The sequence below is a fragment of the Bradyrhizobium sp. PUT101 genome (assembly GCF_052043945.1).
Lineage (GTDB): Bacteria > Pseudomonadota > Alphaproteobacteria > Rhizobiales > Xanthobacteraceae > Bradyrhizobium.
Genome location: NZ_CP197207.1, coordinates 846,460 through 868,211 on the forward strand (window position 1 = coordinate 846,460; position 21,752 = coordinate 868,211).

Annotated in this window: 22 protein-coding genes; 2 read left to right on the forward strand and 20 right to left on the reverse strand. The window is 65.1% G+C overall.

All coding sequences use genetic code 11. The features are described from left to right. Nucleotide 1: 1 nt before the first annotated feature. From ACSHT2_RS04130 to yajC, 6 genes are all read right to left on the reverse strand, one after another. The gene (locus ACSHT2_RS04130; RefSeq protein WP_440640496.1) at nucleotides 2–1,243 is read right to left on the reverse strand and encodes a threonine ammonia-lyase; all 1,242 of its coding nucleotides are present in this window, start codon (nucleotides 1,241–1,243) and stop codon (nucleotides 2–4) included. Nucleotides 1,244–1,288: 45 nt separating this feature from the next. Beyond that, complete coding sequence (locus ACSHT2_RS04135) at nucleotides 1,289–2,152, reverse strand: phytoene/squalene synthase family protein (RefSeq protein WP_440640497.1); 864 nt, start codon at nucleotides 2,150–2,152, stop codon at nucleotides 1,289–1,291. Further along, nucleotides 2,149–2,532, reverse strand: a complete 384-nt coding sequence (locus ACSHT2_RS04140) for an Mth938-like domain-containing protein (RefSeq protein WP_440640498.1) — start codon at nucleotides 2,530–2,532, stop codon at nucleotides 2,149–2,151. Before ACSHT2_RS04140 ends, ACSHT2_RS04135 begins: the two co-directional genes overlap by 4 nt. Before the next feature lie 61 nt (nucleotides 2,533–2,593). Next, nucleotides 2,594–3,613: a protein translocase subunit SecF gene (gene secF, locus ACSHT2_RS04145; protein WP_271528228.1), complete on the reverse strand. Its 1,020-nt coding sequence runs from the start codon at nucleotides 3,611–3,613 to the stop codon at nucleotides 2,594–2,596. A 10-nt stretch (nucleotides 3,614–3,623) separates the two neighbouring features. Continuing rightward, a complete protein-coding gene (gene secD, locus ACSHT2_RS04150; RefSeq protein ID WP_440640499.1) occupies nucleotides 3,624–5,228 on the reverse strand; it encodes a protein translocase subunit SecD in 1,605 nt (534 codons plus the stop codon). Between the two features lie 47 nt (nucleotides 5,229–5,275). Then, complete coding sequence (gene yajC / locus ACSHT2_RS04155) at nucleotides 5,276–5,644, reverse strand: preprotein translocase subunit YajC (protein ID WP_027576227.1); 369 nt, start codon at nucleotides 5,642–5,644, stop codon at nucleotides 5,276–5,278. Nucleotides 5,645–5,826: 182 nt separating this feature from the next. Between yajC and ACSHT2_RS04160 the strand changes: the two genes are divergently transcribed. After that, entirely contained in the window at nucleotides 5,827–6,819 is a 993-nt protein-coding gene (locus ACSHT2_RS04160) for an ATP-binding protein (RefSeq protein WP_440640500.1), read from the forward strand. Nucleotides 6,820–6,988: 169 nt separating this feature from the next. Here the strand turns inward: ACSHT2_RS04160 and ACSHT2_RS04165 are convergent, their stop codons facing one another. Together ACSHT2_RS04165 and ACSHT2_RS04170 are read right to left on the reverse strand one after the other, a co-directional pair. Beyond that, nucleotides 6,989–8,365: a peptidoglycan DD-metalloendopeptidase family protein gene (locus ACSHT2_RS04165; protein WP_440640501.1), complete on the reverse strand. Its 1,377-nt coding sequence runs from the start codon at nucleotides 8,363–8,365 to the stop codon at nucleotides 6,989–6,991. A 109-nt stretch (nucleotides 8,366–8,474) separates the two neighbouring features. Continuing rightward, entirely contained in the window at nucleotides 8,475–9,125 is a 651-nt protein-coding gene (locus ACSHT2_RS04170; protein WP_440640502.1) for a protein-L-isoaspartate(D-aspartate) O-methyltransferase, read from the reverse strand. A 227-nt stretch (nucleotides 9,126–9,352) separates the two neighbouring features. Here ACSHT2_RS04170 and ACSHT2_RS04175 point away from each other — a divergent pair, with 227 nt between their 5' ends. Continuing rightward, entirely contained in the window at nucleotides 9,353–9,724 is a 372-nt protein-coding gene (locus tag ACSHT2_RS04175) for a response regulator (protein ID WP_027576223.1), read from the forward strand. A 2-nt stretch (nucleotides 9,725–9,726) separates the two neighbouring features. Here the strand turns inward: ACSHT2_RS04175 and surE are convergent, their stop codons facing one another. The 12 genes from surE to ACSHT2_RS04235 form a co-directional block, all read right to left on the reverse strand. Then, on the reverse strand, nucleotides 9,727–10,494 hold the full coding sequence (gene surE / locus ACSHT2_RS04180) for a 5'/3'-nucleotidase SurE (protein WP_124158183.1): 768 nt from the start codon (nucleotides 10,492–10,494) through the stop codon (nucleotides 9,727–9,729). 106 nt (nucleotides 10,495–10,600) lie between these two features. Next, the gene (locus tag ACSHT2_RS04185; RefSeq protein ID WP_440643042.1) at nucleotides 10,601–10,963 is read right to left on the reverse strand and encodes a hypothetical protein; all 363 of its coding nucleotides are present in this window, start codon (nucleotides 10,961–10,963) and stop codon (nucleotides 10,601–10,603) included. Between the two features lie 119 nt (nucleotides 10,964–11,082). Further along, nucleotides 11,083–12,414, reverse strand: coding sequence for a serine--tRNA ligase (serS, locus tag ACSHT2_RS04190; RefSeq protein WP_440640503.1), 1,332 nt, complete (start codon nucleotides 12,412–12,414; stop codon nucleotides 11,083–11,085). 137 nt (nucleotides 12,415–12,551) lie between these two features. Next, a complete protein-coding gene (gene tatC / locus ACSHT2_RS04195) occupies nucleotides 12,552–13,364 on the reverse strand; it encodes a twin-arginine translocase subunit TatC (RefSeq protein ID WP_440640504.1) in 813 nt (270 codons plus the stop codon). Beyond that, complete coding sequence (gene tatB / locus ACSHT2_RS04200) at nucleotides 13,361–13,864, reverse strand: Sec-independent protein translocase protein TatB (protein WP_440640505.1); 504 nt, start codon at nucleotides 13,862–13,864, stop codon at nucleotides 13,361–13,363. The genes tatC and tatB overlap by 4 nt, the downstream gene beginning before the upstream one ends. 87 nt (nucleotides 13,865–13,951) lie before the next feature. Then, nucleotides 13,952–14,185, reverse strand: a complete 234-nt coding sequence (locus ACSHT2_RS04205; RefSeq protein ID WP_131868275.1) for a twin-arginine translocase TatA/TatE family subunit — start codon at nucleotides 14,183–14,185, stop codon at nucleotides 13,952–13,954. A 164-nt stretch (nucleotides 14,186–14,349) separates the two neighbouring features. Further along, entirely contained in the window at nucleotides 14,350–15,102 is a 753-nt protein-coding gene (scpB, locus tag ACSHT2_RS04210; RefSeq protein WP_440640506.1) for an SMC-Scp complex subunit ScpB, read from the reverse strand. Nucleotides 15,103–15,123: 21 nt separating this feature from the next. After that, the gene (locus ACSHT2_RS04215; RefSeq protein ID WP_028179491.1) at nucleotides 15,124–15,963 is read right to left on the reverse strand and encodes a segregation and condensation protein A; all 840 of its coding nucleotides are present in this window, start codon (nucleotides 15,961–15,963) and stop codon (nucleotides 15,124–15,126) included. Then, nucleotides 15,960–16,988, reverse strand: coding sequence for a beta-N-acetylhexosaminidase (gene nagZ, locus ACSHT2_RS04220; protein ID WP_440640507.1), 1,029 nt, complete (start codon nucleotides 16,986–16,988; stop codon nucleotides 15,960–15,962). The genes ACSHT2_RS04215 and nagZ overlap by 4 nt, the downstream gene beginning before the upstream one ends. Before the next feature lie 46 nt (nucleotides 16,989–17,034). Next, nucleotides 17,035–18,573, reverse strand: coding sequence for an SPOR domain-containing protein (locus ACSHT2_RS04225; RefSeq protein WP_440643043.1), 1,539 nt, complete (start codon nucleotides 18,571–18,573; stop codon nucleotides 17,035–17,037). A 141-nt stretch (nucleotides 18,574–18,714) separates the two neighbouring features. Further along, nucleotides 18,715–20,505, reverse strand: coding sequence for an arginine--tRNA ligase (gene argS / locus ACSHT2_RS04230; RefSeq protein ID WP_440640508.1), 1,791 nt, complete (start codon nucleotides 20,503–20,505; stop codon nucleotides 18,715–18,717). Nucleotides 20,506–20,514: 9 nt separating this feature from the next. After that, nucleotides 20,515–21,723, reverse strand: a complete 1,209-nt coding sequence (locus ACSHT2_RS04235) for a deoxyguanosinetriphosphate triphosphohydrolase (protein ID WP_440640509.1) — start codon at nucleotides 21,721–21,723, stop codon at nucleotides 20,515–20,517. Nucleotides 21,724–21,752: the final 29 nt, after the last annotated feature.

The following is a 21,752-nucleotide window of genomic DNA, read 5'->3' on the forward strand; positions in this document are numbered from 1 at the left end:
CTCAGGTGCAGCGCGCGCTCAGTCCGGATGCGCTCAGCCTTGCCATCACCTCGTCGAGATGCGCGCTGTCGCGGGTCTCGATGACGAGCTGCAGCAGCGTCGCCTTGGCCGGCAGGTCGGAAAAGGTCCGCTGATGCGAGACCTCGATGATGTTGGCGCCAGCTTCGGCCAGCAGCGCGGCCACGGTGGCAAGCTGCCCGGGCCGATCGGGAATATCGAGCGACAATTGCGTCAGCCGCCCCTCGCGCGCCAGCTCTCGGGTGAGGACGGAGGCAATCAGCCGCGTGTCGATATTGCCTCCGCTCAGCACCAGGCCGACCGTCTGGCCGGCAAAGCGGGACGGGTCGGACATCAGCGCGGCGAGGCCGGCTGCGCCGGCGCCCTCGACCACCGTCTTCTCGATCGAGATCAGGGTTGCGACCGCACGCTCGAGCTCGGCTTCGTTGACCAGCGCGATGTCGTCGACGAGCCGACGGACGATTTCGGTGGTGATCTTGCCCGGCGATTTCACCGCGATGCCTTCGGCCAGCGTGTCGCCCCGCGCCGGCAGATTGCCGTCATGGATCGCGTTGTACATCGACGGATAGAGCCAGGCCTCGACGCCCAATATCCGCAGCGACGGCTTGATCGATTTCGCCGCGATGGCGATACCGCTGATCAACCCGCCGCCGCCTATCGGAACGACCAGCGTGTCGAGATCCGGTACCGCCTTCAGCATTTCCAGCCCGATCGTGCCCTGTCCCGCGATGACAAGCGGATCGTCATAGGGGTGGACGAAGATCATGCCGCGCGCTTCACCGTGGCTGCGCGCGAAGGCGGCCGCCTCTTCCAGCGTCGCGCCCGTGACCACCACCTCGGCGCCGTGGTGCCTGGTGTTCTCGATCTTCACCATGGGCGTGCCGATCGGCATGACGATGGTGGCGGGAATGCCGAGCCGCTTGGCGTGGTAGGCGACGCCTTGCGCGTGGTTGCCCGCGGACATTGCAATCACGCCCCGCGCGCGCTCTTCCGGCGTCAGCGCAGTGAGCCGGTTGAGCGCGCCGCGCTCCTTGAACGAGGAGGTGAACTGGAGGTTCTCGAATTTCAGCCAGATGTCGCAGCCGCAGATACTGCTCAGTGTCCGGCTATGGCTGCAGGGCGTCTCGACCACGGCGCCGCGGATGGTCTCGGCGGCGGCAAGAACGTCGCTTGGTGCGACCGGAAAGCCGCTGAGATCGGACGCGCTTTGGGACAAGTCAGCCATAGGACAGCATAGAGCATTTGGCCGGCTCAGGCGACAAGCCAGGCGCTATTTGGTAAATTCACGCGATCGCGAGGCGCGCCACAGTGTCCAGAGCGTGCGCAGCCGCGACGACGGCTGCAGCGTAAACGGGTTGCGTTCCGGACGCGACAGGCGCTTGAGATCGGCCTGCGCCTGGGTCAACGGCAGAAACGCCGGCCGCATGGACGGCGCCACCTGCGCCAGCAGCGACGACGCCGTCGTCAGATGCTGCCGGGCTTCCCCCGCAAGCTGCTCCAGCACCGCATGCAGATTGGGTGTCTCCTTGCCGGCGAAGACATCCTCGATGCTGCAATTGTGCCTCTCCATCAGCTGCTGCGGCAGGAACAATTGCCGGTGCGCGGCATCGCGCGGCAAATTGGCGATGACCTGCACGATGCCCTGCGCCAGCCCGGCATGGCGGGCGAGATGCTCGACGGCCTCCGACGGCGGTCCCAAAACCTGCGCCGCCAGACGGAACAGCGCCGATGAGGTCGCGGCCAGATAGCCTTCCAGCGCGGCCATCGTCGGCATCGGGTCGTTGTAGAGATCGAACTGGTGCTCGTCGGCAAGCAGCGACAGCGGCTCGACCGGCAGGTTGAAATCACGGATTGCGCGGAGCAGCTCGGCTGCCACCGGATTGCCCTCGGCGCTGCCATGGACATGACCCGACAGCATGTCGGTCCACCATTGCAGGCGGATCTCGCCGGGCAAGGGCTGGCTCACCTGGTCGCGGACGCGGACGATCTCGACGTTGAAGGCATACAGGGCCAGCAACGCACGGCGCTCGGCGACCGGCGCGAACAGGGTCGCGGCGTAACGCGGAAAGTCATGGCTGCGCACCAGATCGGCGCAAAAGGCAACGGAGTCGGGCGGCGGCGCAGGGCTGCTCATGGCACGGCGATCAGCGCAGCAGCAACCCGCCGCCGTTCGCCGATCATGATGTTGTAGGTGCGTACGGCGGGTCCGGTCTGCATTGTGTCCAGCACCACCCTCACCGCCTTGAGGGCCTGACGCAGCTCCGGCAGCGGCAGCCACAGCCCGGTTCCGGTGCCGATCAGGAGCGTGTCGATGCTGTTAGCGGCCGTGAAGACCCGATCCAGCGAATAGCGATCGATCTTCGCAGGGTCCGTCACGTCCCAGGCCCAGATCGCGTCCGGCAGGCAGAGCAGCGAGCCCCGATGCGACATGCCGGCAAAGGCGAAGCCGCCCTTGCCATAGGCATCGATCGGCGCCGAGCGCGGGAAATGCGGAGCATTGGGATCGCCGGCCATGAGCTTTCGTCCGAATGGGCTTACTGCCCTCGCAAACTTCTGCGAGGGCACGAGGTTCGGATCATGCCTTGCTTTTCTTCGCCGGCGTAGCCGTATCGGGCGCATCTTCGCGATGCTCGCCGACGCCGAGGTAGATCAGGATCGGGGCCGCAATGAAGATCGAGGTATAGGTGCCGACCAGCACCACGCCGAACATCATCACTGCGGTAAAGCTGTGGATCGCGTGCCCGCCGAACAACAGCAGCGCGAGCAGCGCCAGCGTCACCGTGAAGTGCGTGATGATCGAGCGCGAGAGCGTCGAGTTGATGGACTCGTTGAGAAGCTGCGGCATTGGCATCTTCTTGTAGCGCCGCAGCATTTCACGGATACGATCGTAGATGACGACGGTATCGTTGAGCGAATAGCCCAAGATCGTCAGCAGTGCGGCGATGCTGGTCAGGTCGAAATCGACCTGGCTGATCGACATGAAGCCGATGGTCAGCACGATGTCATGCACGTTCGCGATCATGGCGCCGAGCGCGAACTGCCATTCGAAGCGGAACCAGAGATAGATCAAGATGCCTAGGATCGCGAGCATCAGGCCGAGCATGCCGTAAGCCAGCAATTCGCCTGAGACGCGCGGGCCGACCACCTCGACGCGGCGATATTCGACGGAATCGCCGAGCGCGGCGCGAACCTTCTGCACGGCCTCCTGCTGGGCGGCGTCGCCGCCCGGCTGCTCCGCGACGCGGATCAGGACGTTCTCGGGTCCGCCAAACTGCTGGAGCTGGACCTCGCCGAGACGCAGAGCATCCAGGGTCGTGCGCATCGCCGCGATGTCGGCGGCGCCCGACTTCGCCTTGACCTCCAGCAGCGTGCCGCCGCGGAAGTCGATACCGAAATTCAGGCCATGGGTGAAGAATAACACGATCGCGAGGATCGAGAGCGCGGCCGAGATCGGGAAGCTAATGCGGCGGAAGCGCGTGAAGTCGAAATGCGTATCGTCAGGGACGATGCGGAGCGACGGCAGCCAGCCAAACACCGAGACCACGGTGAGAATGGCAATGAGGACGCCGAGCCCGATGAGAACGGTGTGAGTCAAGATCAGGCTCCTAGATCGGCACGCTCTGCGGCCGCTTCCACCGCACCCACCCGGCGACAATCAGCCGGGTCATGGTGAAGGCGGTGAACACCGTGGTGATGATGCCGATGCCGAGCGTCACGGCAAAGCCGCGCACCGGGCCGGTGCCGATGTAGAACAGCACCGCGGCAGCAATGAAGGTGGTGATGTTGGAATCGAGGATGGTCGCGAGCGCCCGCTTGAAGCCGGCGTCGATGGCGGAGATCGCGTTGCGACCGCCGCGCAGCTCCTCGCGGATACGCTCGTAGATCAGCACGTTGGAGTCCACCGCGATACCGACGGTGAGCACGATGCCGGCGATGCCTGGCAACGTCAGCGTGGCGTTGAGCAGCGACAGCAGCCCGAAGATCATGGCGACGTTGATGGCCACCGCGATATTGGCGAACACCCCGAACAGACGGTAGGTCAGCAGCATGAAGACGATGACGAGGATCGAGCCGACATAGGCGGCCAACTCGCCCTTCTCGATCGAATCCTGACCGAGGCCCGGACCGACGGTGCGCTCCTCGACCACCGTGAGCGGCGCCGGCAGCGCGCCGGCGCGCAGGAGGATCGCGAGATCGTTGGCCGATTGCACCGTGAAATTGCCGGAGATCTGACCCTGACCGCCGGTGATCGGCTCGCGGATCACGGGCGCCGAGATCACCTTGTTGTCGAGCACGATCGCGAAGGGCAGTCCGACGTTCTCCGTCGTGGCCTGCGAGAACTTGCGCGCGCCCGAGGTGTTGAACTTGAAGCTGACGACCGGCTCGCCCGTACGCTGGTCGAAGCTCGCCTGGGCGTCGGTCAGGTCGCCGCCCGCGACCAGCACCTGCTTCTTGACCACGTAGGGCGTGGGCGGCGGCGATGCGCTCATCAACAGCTCGGATTCCGGCGGCAACCGCCCCTGCTGCGCCTGGTCCGGCGGAACGGAGGTGTCGACCATGCGGAATTCCATCTTCGCGGTCTTGCCCAGCAGTTCCTTCAGGCGCGTCGGGTCCTGAAGACCCGGGACCTGCACCAGGATGCGGTCATTGCCCTGGCGCTGGATCACGGGCTCGACGGTACCGAGCTCGTTGACACGGCGTTCGACGATCTGGATCGACTGCTCGATGGTCTTGCGCATGCGGTCGAGCATGGCGGCCTGCGGGATGCTCAGGCGGATCACACCGCCGCCGGCATCTGCCACATCAAGGTCGCGCTGACCACTGGATCCCATGAGGCCGCCCAAGGGCTGGGACAGCTCCCGCAGCTTGGCGAGTGCGGCCTGCGCATCGGATTCCTTGGTGACACGAACCTCGACCGCGTCGTTACGCACGGTAACGCCACCGGTGAAGCCGATCTTGGCATCGCGCAGCGTCCGGCGAACGTCGTCGCGGACCTGGTCGAGCCGCTCCTTCTTCACGTAGTTGGAATCGACCTCGAGCAGCAGGTAGGAGCCGCCCTGGAGGTCGAGGCCGAGCACGAGCCGGCGCTGCGCCCAGGCGGGCCAGGTCTTGACCTGCGCCTCGGGGAAGAAGTTGGGGACCGCGCAGAGGCACACGATCAGCGCCGTCAGGATAATCCCCAGCGCCCTCCACCGCGTGAAATACAACATCGACTGGACCTGTCAGATCAGGAGACTTGAGAGACTCGCGCGGGCGCTCACTTCGCCGCGGTGTCGTCCTTGGCGCTTTCCTTCGAGCTTTCCTTGGCCGGCTCGCCCTTGGCGCGCACGCCCGAGATCATCTGGCGCATCTGCCGCACGCGCACGCCGTCGGAGATCTCGAACTCGATCTGGTCGTCGTCGACGACCTTGGTGACCTTGCCGACGAGGCCTCCCGAGGTCACGACGGTGTCGCCGCGGCGGATGTTCTTCACGAGTTCGGCGTGATCGCGGACCTTCTTCTGCTGCGGACGCAGAATCAGGAAGTACATGATCACGAAGATCAGCGCGAACGGCAGCAGCGACATCAACATGCTGTTGGTGTCGCCGGCGCCCGCGGCCTGGGCATACGCAGGGGTAATCAGCATTCGGACGATCCTCGTGAGAACGGGGGAAAGCCGGTCAGGCCCTCAAAGGCGACCGGTTCGGTCAAATTCGCGCGGACTATAGCGGCCATTGTCCCAATTGCAACGCTGCCAGACCGCCCTTTTGGGCCACCTTGCGGCGCGCCGTCAGGCCCGATAAGGCTGCGTTCTCAGGAACTTCGGACATGCCCAAAAACCTTAGCAAAAGCCCGGCCGGCAAAGGCCCCCGCACCCCTGCCAGGAAGCCCGCCCTCATCGCGGCAAAACGCCCCACGGCAGCTTCCAAAGCCATCGCCAAGACAGTCCCGGACCTCTCCCAGGAGCGGATCGTCCGCGCGCTGGAGACGATCGCGGCGCACCTCTCCGCCCAGAGCAACCCGGCCGTCGAGCGCGAATCGTTCGAACGGGCGGATGCCTATGTCTGGCATCCGGACGGCCGCCTTGCGGCCGTACCGCGGGTCAGCCGCGTCGAGCTGTTCCTGCTGAAGGGCGTCGACCGGATGCGCGACATCCTGATGGAGAACACCGAGCGCTTCGCCAATGGCCTGCCGGCCAATAACGCCCTGCTCTGGGGCGCACGCGGCATGGGCAAGTCGTCGCTGGTGAAGGCGGCGCATGCCAGCATCAACGCGGAGCGCAAACCGGCCGACAAGCTGAAGCTGATCGAGATCCACCGCGAGGACATCGAGAGCCTGCCCGCGCTGATGGAACAGCTGCGGGCCTCGTCCTTCCGCTTCATCGTGTTCTGCGATGACCTCTCCTTCGACGGCAACGACGCCTCCTACAAGTCGCTCAAGGCCGTGCTCGAAGGCGGCATCGAGGGCCGGCCCGAGAACGTCATCCTCTACGCCACCTCCAACCGCCGCCATCTGCTGGCGCGCGAGATGATCGAGAACGAGCGCTCGACTGCGATCAATCCGGGCGAAGCGGTCGAGGAGAAGGTGTCGCTGTCGGATCGCTTCGGCCTCTGGCTCGGCTTTCACCGCTGCAGCCAGGACGAATATCTCGCCATGGTACGCGGCTATTGCAGCCATTTCGGCATCAAGATCGACGACGCAGCGCTGGAGCGCGAGGCGCTGGAATGGTCCACGACGCGCGGCTCGCGCTCGGGCCGCGTCGCGTGGCAGTTCGTGCAGGAACTGGCGGGACGGCTGGGCGTCAAACTGACGGCGAAGTAGCGACCAGTTTCGCCTCACCCACAACTGTCATTCCCCGCGCAGGCGGGGAATCCAGTACGCCGCGGCTTATCGGCTCAACAACTGGCGCTCTGGAATACTGGATCGTCCGCCTTCGCGGACGATGACAGCGTGTTTTTGGCGAGGGTGCGCCCGACCAAAGCGGTGCTCCTCACGCCCCGTTCAGGAATTGAAGCGGGTCAACCGGGCTCGATCCCTTGCGGATCTCGAAGTGGAGCTGCGGCGACGCCACCTCCCCGGATTGACCCGACTTGGCAATGACCTGGCCGCGCTTGATGGTATCGCCGCGCTTCACCAACAGCTCACTCGCATGGGCATATGCGGTGACGTAGCCGTTGGAGTGCCGAACCAGGACCAGATTGCCGTAACCTTTCAGCTCGTTGCCGGAATAGGCGACGACGCCATCTTCAGCCGCCTTGACCGGCGTCCCCTCGGGCACCGCGAGATTGATTCCGTCATTGGCCTTGCCATTGGTTTTGGCGCCGTAGCTTGTGACCACCTTGCCGCGGACCGGCCAGCGGAAGGTCGGCAGTGCGCCGGTCGCCTCCGCGGCTTTTGCCTGGGTCTCGGCGGGCTTCTCTTCGACATTGGCCGTTGCCTGGGCCAGGCGCGCACTCTGCACCGGCGCGGCGGCCGCAATCTTGGTGGCAGGCGCGGCTGCGGCCGCGACGGGCTGGAGCGTTCCCGCAACCGGAGCAGCCCCGACCGGAGCCGCAGTCGCCGCAACGGCAGCAGTCTTGGTGCCAGGCACGGTCAGCCTGGTGCCGAGCTTGAGCTTTGCAGACGGATCGAGGCCGTTGGCGCGGGCGAGTTCAGCCGCCGAGATATGATTCTTCCGGGCAATGCTGGCGAGCGTGTCGCCGCGATTGACGAAATGGGTGCTCGACGGCGCAGCCATGGCCGCAACCGGCTTGGCAGCGGGCGCCGCCGCAACGGGCGCCATGGCCGGTGCCGGCGCAGCGGCGGTCGCCGGATGCGGGATGATCAGCTGCTGCCCCGGCGAGAGCGCGCGCGGGCCCTTGTAGCCATTGGCGGCAAGGATCGCCTGCGGCGTGACGCGATAGCGCTTGGCGAGGACCTCGAGTGTATCGCTGGTGCCGACGATGATCTTGGTCCCGCCGGCCGGCGGGGCGGCCGCAACCGAGCGCGGCGGCACTGTGGCCGTGGTCTCGAGATGCGGCTGCGCCGGAGGCGCATAGGAGCCGACGCCGCGTCCTCCACCGGAGACCCCCCCGCCGGACGCGACGGGATAGGATTGCGGCGCGGACACGGCCGGCGGCGGCAAGGGCTGCGACTGATAATGGCCGGGCTGCGTCTGCGGCCGCGCATACTGCGGCAGCTCACGCTGCGGCGGCGGTGCCTGCTGCACCGACCCCGTGGATTCCGAGGCGAAGGGGTTGGAGAAATTTGACTGGGACAGCCGCGACGACATGTCGGCGCTGCACCCTGCAAAGCTGAAGGAGATCAGCGCCAGCACCGCGACCTGCGGCACGCGGCGCGAGTAAAGCAACTCGGCGACAGCGGACATGGTTACTCACTCGTACGCAACAGAACTGGTGTTTTAAGTAAACACGCGCCGAGTAAATAACGCCTTAACCCTCCCAATAAGGTGTTGGCGGCACAGCCGATCCGGGATTCTACAGCTCCCGCGCCACGCCAGGCAGTGCCGGCACGAAGCGGACCTCGACGAGTTCCCTGCGCTCGATCCCGGTTTCGCTGCGGGTCAGGCGGGTCAGCGTCTGTACGCCCTGATGCGGGCCGACGGGGGCGATCAGGATGCCCCCCGCCTCCAGCCGCTCGACCAGGTTCTCCGGAATCTGCTCGATCGCGGCGGTGACGATGACGCGATCGAACGGACCGATATTGGAAGGCAGATTGAGACCGTCGCCGAGCATCACCTCGACATTGTGACAATCGAGCTTTTCGAGCCGGGCGCGTGCCGTGTCGGCGAGATTGCGATAGCGCTCGACGGTCAGCACCTGGCCGGCGAGCCGCGACAGCACGGCCGCCTGATAGCCAGAGCCGGTGCCGATTTCGAGGACCCGGTGCTGCTTCTGGAGCTGGAGCTGCTCGGTCATGTAGGCGACCACGAAGGGCTGGCTGATGGTCTGCCCGCAGGCGATCGGCAGTGCGCTGTCACGATAGGCGCCGTCGCGATCGGCCTCGTCGACGAAAAGCTCGCGCGGCACCGCCTCCATGGTCCTAAGCACGGCCTGATCGCTGATGCCCCGACGCCTCAGCGTCAGCTGAAACATCATCTTCTCCGGCGGGTGCTGATGGGACGTCATAGCTGCTGTTGCTCATCTCGTCTGGCGGATCGCGTACTGCACCGCAAGAACCCGAGACGAGAATCTTGTTCCGGCTCAGGAACTCATGATAGCCTTTCGGCGCAGCATTTGACCACAACCGGGCTTTCAAAGCGCTAAGCCATTTGCGGGTTTGCGCTCGCCGAAACGCGCATTGCGTCCCCTATCGTTATCTGCGAACGTTTACGAGAATGGGCAAGGACTCACCTATGACTGCGACAGGGCTTTCGGGCCGCTCTGTTTTCCTCGTCGAGGACGAGGTCATGATCAGAATGATGGTCGCGGACATGCTGGAGGAGCTCGGCTACAAGGTTGCCGCCGAGGCGGGCGACATCACCGAGGCCATGCGGCTTGCGCAATCAACCGAGTTCGACCTCGCCATTCTGGACGTCAACGTCAATGGCAAGGTCATCTCGCCGGTGGCCGATGTCATCATGGCGAAGGGCTGCCCGTTCATCTTCGCCACCGGTTACGGCTCTTCCGGCCTGCCCGAACAATACCGCGACCGGCCGGCGCTCCAGAAGCCGTTTCAGCTCGATGCACTCGGCAAGACCATCGAAGCCGCGCTTCGCGGCGGCTAGCCCTATTTCAGCGTCCGGCTCAGCTCTTCCGAAAACGCTTCATTGGTGCGATCGAGCCTGAGCGGCGTGACGGAAACGTAGCGCTCGCGCAGCGCCGCGAGATCGGTGCCGTCCGCGGGCGTATCCATCATCGCGGTGCGCTCGAAGCCGATCCAGAAATAGGGATTGCCGCGGCCATCGCTGCGCTCGTCGATCTTGAGGAAGCCGAGATTGCGCTTGCCTTGGCGCGTGACGCGGACGCCCAGCACATCCTCCGGCGCACAGGACGGAAAATTGACGTTGATGACGGTGTCTTTGGGAACGCCGGCAGCGATCACCTTGCGCAGGATGTCGGGCCCGAATTTGCGCGCGGTGTCCCACGGCGGCCGTTCGCGGGTCTCGACGCTGAACTCCTGCGACAGTGCGAATGACGGCAGGCCCAGGATGGTGCCCTCCAACGCGCCGGCAATGGTGCCGGAATAGACCACGTCCTCGGCGACGTTGCGGCCCTTGTTGACGCCGGACAGTACGACATCAGGCAGCTTGGCCCCCAGGATATGGCGGGCTCCCATGATGACGCAGTCCGTCGGCGTGCCGCGCACCGCAAAGTGCCGCGGGCCGACCTCGCGCAGGCGCAAGGGATCGTTCAACGACAGCGAATGCGACACGCCGGACTGGTCGAGCTCGGGCGCCACCACCCAGACGTCGTCCGACAAGGCGCGCGCGATCTCCTCCACGACCTTGAGGCCGGGAGCGTGGATGCCGTCGTCATTGGTGCAGAGAATGCGCATGCGCGAGGTCGATTCCGAAAAGCCGTTTGATCAGTCATATCCGGCCGTGGCCCATCAGGCAAACCGGCTGATCGGGGCCCGGCACCAGGTTCCCGGCCTGGTCCCGCTAGCGGCGAATGCGCCATTGCGGCAGGAAGCGCGCGAGCCGGCCCTCCGCACGCAATTGCATCGCCGGCACGACCGGATTCACGACGGGAGCCTCGATCACACCGAGCGCCTCCAGATGCGCGACAAACGGATCAGACACGGGCGTCTGCGGAAAGCGCTCGCGCGCCACGCCCAGCGCCTTGTCGAAGTCGGCAGCATTGACTCCGGGCTTGGCCCGTCGGCTCTGCACGAGATCGTCGTCCCAGAGCCGCGCGATCTCGATGTCGAGCCCGCCGCGAAGGCGCTGATCGATGGCCTGGATCCCGGCACCTGTCACCGCCCATTGTCTGCCGATCCAGAAGATGTCGCGGTGCAAGGGCATGAACGGTGGGGTCGCGTTGAGGGGCTGGCAGGATAGCCGGCCGCCCGATCTTCGCAACGCGATTCTCGTCATGCCGCGTTTTCGGACGCGAACCGGTGCCCACTTCGCGGGAAAACGCTTTAGTCGCGCGCGATCACCTTCAGCCCGCCCATATAGGGCTGGAGCACGCTGGGGACCGCGATCGAGCCGTCCTCTTGCTGATAAGTCTCCATCACCGCAATCAGCGCGCGGCCGACTGCGGTGCCGGAGCCGTTCAGCGTGTGCACGAAGCGCGGCTTGCCGTCCGGCCCGCGCGAGCGCGCATCCATGCGCCGCGCCTGGAAGTCGCCGCAGACCGAGCAGCTCGAGATCTCGCGGAACATGCCGCCGTCGCCCTGCCCGGGCATCCAGACCTCGATGTCGTAGGTTTTTTGCGACGAGAAGCCCATATCTCCTGCACAGAGCGTCATCACGCGGTAGTGCAGGTCGAGCTTCTGCAACACCTGCTCGGCGCAGGACAGCATCCGCTCCAGTTCGTCCTTGCTGGTTTCCGGCGTGGTGATCGAGACCAGCTCGACCTTGGTGAACTGGTGCTGGCGGATCATGCCCCGCGTGTCGCGCCCGGCCGCGCCCGCCTCGGCGCGGAAGCAGGGCGTCAGCGCGGTGAGGCGCATCGGCAATTGCTTCTCGTCGAGGATGGATTCTCGCGCGAGATTGGTGAGCGACACTTCGGCCGTGGGGATCAGGCCGAGGCGCTCGGACTTCAGCCGCTCATGGTCGGGCGAGGCGAGCAGCTCGCCCTTGATCGCCCAGAACTGGTCGTCCTCGAATTTCGGCAGTTGCCCGGTGCCGAACATCACCTCGTTGCGCACCAGGAGCGGCGGATTGATCTCGGTGTAGCCGTGCTCGGTCGTGTGCAGATCGAGCATGAACTGGCCGATGGCGCGCTCGAGCCGCGCCAGCCCCTTCTTCAGCACGACGAAGCGCGCGCCGGAGAGTTTGGCCGCCGCCTCGAAATCCATATAGCCGAGCGCGGTGCCGAGATCGTCATGCAGTTTTGGCGCAAAGCTATAGTTGCGCTTGTTGCCGAACACGTGGTGCTGGACGTTGCCGTGCTCGTCGACGCCATCAGGCACTTCGTCGAACGGAATGTTCGGGATCGCCGACAGCTCTTTCGTCAGCTCCTCGTCGGCAGTCTTCGCGGTCGCTTCGAGCTGCGGCATCGTGGTCTTGAACTCGGCGACCTCGGCCATCAGCTTGGCGGCGCGCGCCTCGTCCTTGGCCTTCTTGGCATCGCCGATCTCCTTGGAGGCCGCATTGCGCCGCGCCTGCGCCTGCTCCGAGGCCAGGATCGCCGCGCGCCGCCTCTCGTCGATCGCCAGCAGCGAGGCCGACATCGGCTTCAAACCGCGCCGTGCGAGGCCGGCGTCGAAGGCTTGCGGATTGTCGCGGATCGATTTGATGTCGTGCATGGCTGTTTTCCCGTCATGGCCGGGTTTATCCCGGCCATCCACGTGTCTGCCGCCTTAGATCAAGTCGTGGATGCCCGGGTCAAGCCCGGGCATGACGAATCATGGGCTGAGCAGTGCGATGATAAAGCGAAAGTGCCCTACTCCGCCGGATTGGCCGGCGTCGACACGTCGGTACTGGTCGTGGCCTGCGCGGCCGCCACCCTCTTCTCCACCATCGCCACCGCGATGATCGAGCCCTCATAGAGCGCCATCAAGGGAATCGCGAGCGAGCACTGGCTCAGCACGTCCGGTGGCGTCAGCACGGCCGCGATGACGAAGGCAATCACGATGAAATAGCGACGCTTCTCGCGCAGCATCTTGGAGGTCACGACGCCGATGCGGCCGAGCAGCGTCAGGATCACCGGAAGCTGGAAGGCGATGCCGAAGGCGAAGATCAGCGACATCATCAGCGACAGATATTCGCCGACCTTGGGCAGCAATTGGATCTGCGCGGTCTCGTCGCTGCCGGCCTGCTGCATGCCGAGCGAGAAGCGGACCAGCATCGGCAGCACGACGAAATAGACCAGCGCCGCGCCGAGCACGAAGAAGAACGGGGTGGCGACCAGATACGGCAGGAAGGCCTGCTTCTCGTGCTTGTAGAGCCCGGGCGCGACGAACTTGTAGATCTGCGTCGCAATGATCGGGAACGAGATGAAGCCGGCGCCGAACAGTGCGAGCTTCAGCTGTGTGATGAAATATTCCAGCAGCGCCGTGTAGATGAATTTGGAGTTCTCGGGCCCTGCGACCCACACGAACGGCCAGACCAGCACGTTGTAGATCTGCTTGGCGAAGAAGAAGCAGAAGATGAAGGCAATGCCAAAGCCGAGCAGCGCCTTGATCAGCCGCGAGCGCAGCTCGATCAAATGGTCCATCAGAGGGGCTTTGCTGGCCTCGATATCGGCGTCGGTCATGACGCTTTGGCGTCCTTGATCGCCTCGGATGGCGCGGTGTCCTGCGCAACCGGTGCCGGTTCGACATCACGGGTGATCGCGAGCGGCTCGTTCGCAGTTGCATGCGCTTCGGCTTCCACGAAGGTCTCCGGCGTCGGGGCTGCTGGGGTGGTCGGAGTCGCCGGCGGCTCAACAGACGTGGCGCTCGACGTCTCTGCCGGCTTGTCCAGCGCATCGACGCGGAGCGCGTCGCTGACATCCTTCTGCAGCGAGGTCAGTGGATTGTTGCTGGTAAAGCCGGTGGCGGCTTCCTTGACCTCGTCAAAGCTCTTCTTGAGGTCGGCCATCTCGGCCTCGCGCATCGCTTCCTGAAACTGGCCCTGGAACTCAGCAGCCATCTTGCGGGCCTTGCCCATCCATTGCCCGACCATGCGCAGCACGCCCGGAAGCTCTTTCGGGCCGATGGCGATCAGGGCCACCACGCCGACGAGGACCAGTTCACTCCACCCGATGTCGAACATGAGGTCTTCCGTTCACGCCAGCCGGAGCCGGCCCAATCCTCGCGCGCAGGATCGGGGCCGCTGCCCGTGTCTCGCGTGCTCTCTGGCTCAGACGGCCTTGCTGCCGACGTCGGACCGTGTGGCGGTCGGAGCACCATTGTGCTCGATCGACTTGGCCGGCTCGGGCTTCTCGGCGGGCTTGTCGTCGTCCTGCATGCCCTTCTTGAACGCCTTGATGCCCTGTGCCACGTCGCCCATCAGATCCGAAATCTTCCCGCGGCCGAACAGCAGCAGGACCACTGCGATCACCAAGATCCAGTGCCAAATGCTGAGTGAACCCATCCTGCAACCCTCCAAACGCGCATGGCCGGGGACCCGGCCGATCTTCACCGAAACCTAGGCTTGGCAGGTCTCAAAAACAAGGACCAAGGCAGCGCCAATTCGCTGTCGGCACTACGCAATCTTGCTAGTGTTAACCGGTCGCAGGGCCCGTAAACGGACGGGCGTCACTCCTCAGTGCCGCCTTCGCTGCCGCCCTCATTGCCGCCTTCCGGCGTCTCGGGCTCGACCGCAGGCGCCAGCGCAAGATCGAGGTCCTCGCCCGGTTCCAGCGGATCCTCGTCCTCGCGCAGAGTCGGGTCATCAGACGGCGTCGGTACGCTAAATCCGGTTGGCAGGCGCGAATCCAGCAGGCCCGTACCCTTCAGCTCTTCGAGGCCCGGCAGATCACCGAGCTGTTCCAGAGTGAACTGCGACAGGAATTCCTCGGTGGTTCCGAAGGTCAAGGGACGGCCGGGCGTCTTGCGGCGGCCACGCGGCTTGATCCAGCCGGTCTCCAGCAGCACGTCGAGCGTGCCCTTTGAGGTCACGACACCGCGGATCTCCTCGATCTCGGCACGTGTCACCGGCTGGTGATAGGCGATGATCGCCAGCACCTCGATCGCCGCACGCGACAGACGGCGAGTCTCGGTGCTCTCTCGCGTCATCAGCCAGGCGAGATCACCGGCGGTGCGGAAGGTCCATTTGTTGGCGACGCGGACGAGGTTGACGCCGCGCGAGGCATAATCGGCCTGAAGCTGCTGAAGCGCGACCTTCACGTCCACGCCCTCGGGCATGCGCTTGGCCAGCGTTGCGGTATCCAGCGGTTCACTCGACGCGAACAGCAGCGCTTCCAGCAGCCGCAATTCCTCGGGACGGGCCTGGGATTCGTTGTCCATCGGCTCGGCCTCTTCTACCCGCACTTCAGCCAGGCTTGCCATGGGTGATTCTCCTTCTTGCACTTAAGCGACCGGCGCATCAGGCGCAGGAGCTGCGTCCGGGACCGGTTTTGGGCGCCCCTTCCGGAAATAGATCGGCGCAAATGCCTCTTTCTGGTTCAACTCGAGCTGACCTTCGCGCACCAGTTCGAGCGCGGCGGCAAAGCTCGAGGCGAACACGGTTGCCCGCTGCGTCGGATCGGCGACATGCCGGATCAGAAAATCGTCGAGCACGCCCCAATCATCCTGTTCGTTGAGGCTGCCGACCAGTCGCTCCAGCGTGGCGCGCGCTTCCGCAAGCGACCACACCGTGCGCTTGGCCAGATGCACGCTCGCCAGCACGCGCGACTGGCGCTGCGCGGCGTAGGCGGTGAGCAGGTCGTACAGCGTCGCGGTGTATTTCGGATGCTTGATTTCGGCTATCTGCTCGGGCTCGCCGCGCGGGAAGATGTCGCGCTGCAATTGAGGCCTGTTCATCAACCGGTTGGCGGCTTCGCGAATGGCTTCCAGCCGGCGCAGGCGGTTGGCGAGCGCCGTCGCCATCTGCTCCGCGCTCGGACCTTCCGCACTCGGCGGCTCCGGGAGCAGCAGGCGCGACTTCAGGAAGGCGAGCCACGCCGCCATGACCAGGTAGTCAGCGGCAAGCTCGAGCCGGATCTTCCGCGCGGCCTCGATGAAGTGGAGGTACTGGTCGGCCAGCGCCAGGATCGAAATCTTGGCGAGATCGACCTTCTGCTGCCGCGCCAGTGCGAGCAAGAGGTCGAGCGGGCCCTCATAGCCCTCGACGTCCACTACCAACGCCGGCTCACCCTCGGCGAGCTCTGCGGGCCGCCCGGTTTCGAACGATAGGATTTCTGCGGTCATGCCGATGCCGTGTTTGCCCGTGCGATCAATGCGTCAAGTTCCGCGCGTGCGGCCGCCCGATCGAATGGCTGTGGCGGCTTGCGTGCGGCGAGCGCGGCTTTCGCCCGCTCCAATGCCCTGCCCGACAATTCAGGTGTCTGGCCGGCGACGTCGCGCATCTCCTCGATGTTGCCGTTGCAATGCAGGGCCACGTCGCAGCCGGCCGCGAAGATGGCGCGGGTCCGCTCGGCGATATTCCCCGACAGCGCGTTCATCGACACGTCATCACTCATTAACAAACCCTGGAACCCGATTGCGCCGCGAATCACGTCAGCAATCATTGTCGCAGATGTCGTCGCCGGATGGGCGGGGTCGACGGCGCTAAACACAACATGTGCAGTCATGGCCATCGGCAGATCCGCGAGTGGCTTGAACGCGGCGAAATCGGTCCGTTCCAGCTCGTCCCGGGGCGTGTCGACCGTCGGCAGCCTGAAATGGGTGTCGGCAGTGGCCCGGCCATGACCGGGAATGTGCTTGAGAACCGGCAGGACGCCGCCCTGCTCCAGGCCCTCTGTGACCGCACGGGCAATCGTCGCGACCTTGCCCGGCTCAGTGCCATAGGCCCGGTTCCCGATGACGGCATCGGCGCCTGGCACGGGCACATCGGCCAGCGGTAGGCAATCCACGGTGATGCCGAGATCAGCAAGATCGGCTGCGATCAGGCGGGCGCTGAGGCGCGCCGCGGTGAGCCCGAGCGCCGAATCAGTGTCGTACAAGGTCGCGAATACAGCGCCCGGCGGATAGACCGGCCAGTGCGGCGGGCCGAGCCGCTGCACCCGTCCGCCCTCCTGATCGATCAGGACCGGGGCATCGGGAGCATTGGCCACCGCCCGCAATTCCGCAACCAGTGCAGTAACTTGGGCTGGATTCGCGACGTTGCGCTTGAAAAGGATGAAGCCCCATGGGCGTTCGGCACGGATAAACTCCCGCTCGGCGGCGGTTAGTTCCGTTCCGGATACGCCGGTAATGAAGGCCCGCGTGCTCATAACGGCCGATTAACCCTGCCCCGCGAGGGGGTCAAGGAAACGGCCGTTAATTCCTCTGGACGAAGCAGGCAGACAGGCCTGCGGACTTCAGGCTGTTGCAAGCCTGCGTCGCCTCCTCGGCCGAAGCGTAGGGACCCGCGAAGGCGCGGTAGACGATCCCCTTGCCCTTGTCGGTCAGATCGACCCGCTTGATCACCGGCGAACGGCCGCCGAGCACGCTGCCGTACTTGCTCTGAAGCACTCGGTAGGACGCGGCGGCGCTGTCCTCGCTCTGCTGCGAGGACACCTGCACGATGTAGCCGCCACCACTGCTGGTGTGCGCGAGTTGCGCCGGGTTGGTCGCGGCCATCCGCTGCGGCGGCTCGGCGGACGATCCCGACTGCGGCGCGAGCGACAGCGGCTGATTGGCGCTGGCATGTGCCGAGGTCGGCGGATTGCGCGGCGCGGCGGGCGCAGCAACGGGCTTCGGCACGGCTACAGCCGATTGCGGCGTGGTGCTATCGGTCTGGTCGCCCTTCACGGTGACGGTCCGGATCGGGCGCGGCGAATTGCTCGACAATGTCCCGTTGCTTGGGATCGGCCCGGTGCTCGGCGACGGAACCGCGGATGGCGAGACGCTCGCTACCGACGGAGGGTTCGCATTCTGGTTCAGCGGCGGGAACACGACCCGGGGGCCGCCCGCCTTGGCGTTGACGTCGACCGGCGCCTCCTCGCGCGGCACGATCTTTTCAGTGCCGTCACTGACCATGCGGTCCGGCACCTTGGCCGAGGAGTCCGTCGTCGCCGGCACGATCTTGGTCGGCGTGTTGTCGGCCTTGATGACCGGCGGCTCGCCGCTGCGGGGCGAGCCGATATAGGTCTTGTAGGCGAAGGCCGCACCGGTGCCGACCACGGCTAGCGCCAGGATCACCGCGACCGTCATCATGCCGCCGCGTCGCTTCTTCGGCTCTTCGAGTTCGGCGTCGTCGGGGTAGTCGTTTTGGAAGGCGTAAGGGTCGTCCGGATAGGCGGGATCGCGCTGATAGTCCTGCTCGCCTGTCTCCAGCCGGCCGTAGAGCGCATCGTCGTAGCGCGACGCATCGGGCTGCGCGTGCGGCTCCTGATAGGCCTGATCCAGGTAAGCCTGGCCGTGCTGCTCGTAGGCCTGATCTTGATATGCTTGATCCTGATAAGAGCGATCCTGATAGGCCTGCGGCTGATGAGCATCAGGCTCGGGCACGGCGGGCTTGGCCGAATAGCGATGCAACGGATGAACCGGGCTGACGGAGACGGGATAGTCAGGCTCCGGCGCGGGTGCCGGCTGCACGTTGGCGCGGCGCATCCATGAGGGCGGCCCGGGCGGCGGCGGGGCCTGCTCGGCGTAATCCTGCGGATCATCGTGCTGGCGATAATCGTCTTCATGATAGCTCTGGGCAGGCGCCGCCGGCGGGCGCACGGTCGGCCGACCCTGCGCTGCAAACGGATCGGTTTGTCCGATCAGACGGGCGAGCTCGGCCAAGGGATCATTTTCCGGCTTCTCATGCTGATCGCCACCGCGACCATAGCCATCGGAAGGAAACTGTCTGTCCTGATATCGTTCGGCCATCGTGATGATGCGTCCCTTCGGGAAAGCCGCGCGCCCCTCGACCAAGGCGCGGCTTTCGACCCACAAGGCTGTCAACCAAGTCTAAGCGATCCGGCTTCTGCCGGTTACCCCCCGAATTCCCCTTAGGTAGCTCGCCCCAAACTACCGCATCTCGTCCGGGGCATGGACGCCGAGGATGGCGAGGCCCGATGCCAGGACCGAGACGACGCCCTGGACCATGGCCAGTCGCGCCTTTGTAAGATCTGCATCATTATTGATAATGAAGCGTAAATAGGGCAAATCACGCCCTTTCGTCCAAAGTGCGTGAAATTCGCTGGCTAAATCATAGAGATAAAAGGCAATTCGGTGCGGCTCGTGGGCTGCTGCAGCGGCCTCGAGCATGCGCGGATATATTGCAAGGCGCTTGAGAAGATCGAGTTCGACGGGGTCCGACAGCCGCTCGACGGCCGACTCACTGAGCCAGGCGATCCGCTTGCCGGTATCCTCAGGTAGTTCAGGGAACACCTCGGCCCGCGCGTTGCGGAAAATCGAGTGGCCGCGGGCGTGACCGTACTGGACGTAGAACACCGGATTGTCGCGCGACTGTTCCATGACCTTGGCGAGATCGAAATCGAGCACCGCGTCGTTCTTCCGGTAGAGCATCATGAAGCGGACAGCGTCCTGACCGACCTCATCCACCACCTCACGCAAGGTGACGAAGTCCCCGCTCCGCTTCGACATTTTGACCGGCTCGCCGTTGCGCAAGAGCTTCACGAGCTGGACGATCTTGACATCGAGCGCACCCTTGCCGGAGGTGGTCGCCTTCACCGCCGCCTGCATGCGCTTGATATAGCCGCCATGGTCGGCGCCCCAGACGTCGATCATCTCGGCAAAACCGCGATCGAACTTGTTCTTGTGATAGGCGATGTCGGAGGCAAAGTAGGTGTAGGAATTGTCCGACTTGATCAGCGGACGATCGACGTCGTCGCCGTAAGCGGTTGCCTTGAACAGCAGCTGCTCTCGGTCTTCCCAATCCTCGACCGGTGCGCCCTTCGGCGGCGGCAGGCGACCTTCGTAGATGTCGCCCTTGGCACGCAGGAAATCGATGGTCTCGGCGACCTTGTTGTTGCCCGCCTCGATCAGCGAGCGCTCGGAGAAGAACACGTCGTGACGGATGTTGAGAGCGGCGAGATCGTCCTTGATCTCGTCCATCATCATCGCGATCGCCTTGGCACGCACGGTCGGCAGCCACCCGGCCTCGCTCATTGAGAGAAGCTTGTCGCCGTGCTCCTTCGCCAGCGTCTCCCCGACCGGCTTTAGATAGTCGCCGGGATAGAGACCTTCGGGAATGGCACCGATGTCCTCGCCGAGCGCTTCGCGATACCTCAGGAACGCGGAGCGTGCGAGCACGTCGACCTGAGCGCCGGCATCGTTGATGTAGTACTCGCGCGTGACGTCGTGGCCGGCGAACTGGAGCAGGCTCGCCAGCGCGTCGCCGAACACGGCACCACGGCAATGGCCGACATGCATCGGACCGGTCGGATTGGCCGAGACGTATTCGACATTGACCTTGGAGCCGCCGCGGATGCGGCCGTAATCGGCGCCTTCGCGCAGCACGGTCCGCAGCGCCTCGGCCCAGGCGGCCGGCTTCAGTGTCAGGTTGATAAAGCCGGGACCGGCGACATCGACCTTGGCGATCAGCGCGTCCGCACGGAGCCGCTCGGCGATCTGCTCGGCGAGGTCGCGCGGCTTTGCCTTTGCCTCTTTCGCAAGCACCATGGCAGCGTTGGTCGCCATGTCGCCATGGGAGGCATCGCGCGGCGGCTCGACCACCACGCGCGAGAAATCGATGCCGTCCGGCCAGCTGGCGTCCGCCGCGAGCGCGCGGCAGGCAGCGTGCACGCGCGCGAGCACGTCGGCGAACAGATGCAGGGATGAGGATGTCTGGGACATGGCCGCCGCCTAACGCAAATCCGGGGTCGAGTCAAAGAGCCGCTGGTGCTCGGTCAGTGCGAAACGATCCGTCATTCCGGCAATGAAATTGCCGATCCGCCGGGCCCGGTCGCCCTCGTCGTCCGCCTCCGCCCCCAGCAGCCATTCCGGCGGCAGCTCGCCGGGGGATTTCAGGTATTTTGCGAACAGGTCGAACAGGATCTGCTCCGCCTCGCCCATCACCCGCATCACCCGCTTGTGGCGGTACATGTGCTGGTACAGGAAGGCCTTGATGGCAGCCTCTTCCTCCGCGACCTCGGCGGGGAACGCGACCAGGGCCCGGCTCTGCTGGCGCACGTCCTGGGCCGATTGCGGTTTCACCGCGGCAAGGTTCTTCTGCGCCTCCGCAAACACCGCCCCGATCAGGTGCGAGATCAGCTCGCGCACCAGCTCGGCGCCGCGCCGGACGTCCTCGAGATCGGGATAATGGCCGGCAATCCCGGAGATGATCTCCGCGGTCAGCGGCATCACCTTGAGATCGTCGAGGTCAAACAGGCCGGCGCGCAGGCCGTCGTCGATGTCGTGGGCGTCATAGGCAATGTCGTCGGCGATCGCGGCGACCTGCGCCTCCAGTGAGGCGAAGCTCCACAATTCGAGATCGTAGGTCTTGATGTAGTCGGCGATGCCAACGGGAATGCCATGCTCGCGATAGCGCCCGACCGGGGCACCGCTGCGGTCGGTCAGCGGCCCGTTGTGCTTGACGATGCCCTCCAGCGATTCCCAGGTTAGGTTGAGCCCATCGAACTCGGGATAGCGGTGCTCGAGCGAAGCGACCACGCGGAGCGTCTGGGCGTTGTGGTCGAAGCCGCCAAATTCCTTCAGGCAGGCGTCCAGGGCCCGCTCGCCGGCATGCCCGAACGGCGGATGACCGAGATCGTGGGCGAGCGCGAGGGTTTCAGTGAGGTCCTCGTCTAGCCCGAGCTGCCGGGCCAGCGCCCGGGCGATCTGCGCCACCTCCAGCGAATGGGTCAGCCGGGTGCGGTAGTGGTCCCCCTCGTGGAACACGAAGACCTGGGTCTTGTACTTCAACCGGCGGAACGCGGTGGAATGGATCACCCGGTCGCAATCCCGCCGGAACGGGCTGCGGGTCCGGCTCGGGGGTTCGGAGACCAGCCGGCCGCGGCTGCGATCGGGATCGCAGGCATAGGGCGCGCGAGGGGCTGCCATTCCGACGGACACGGCGAATTTAGTCCCTATCCATTTGATTC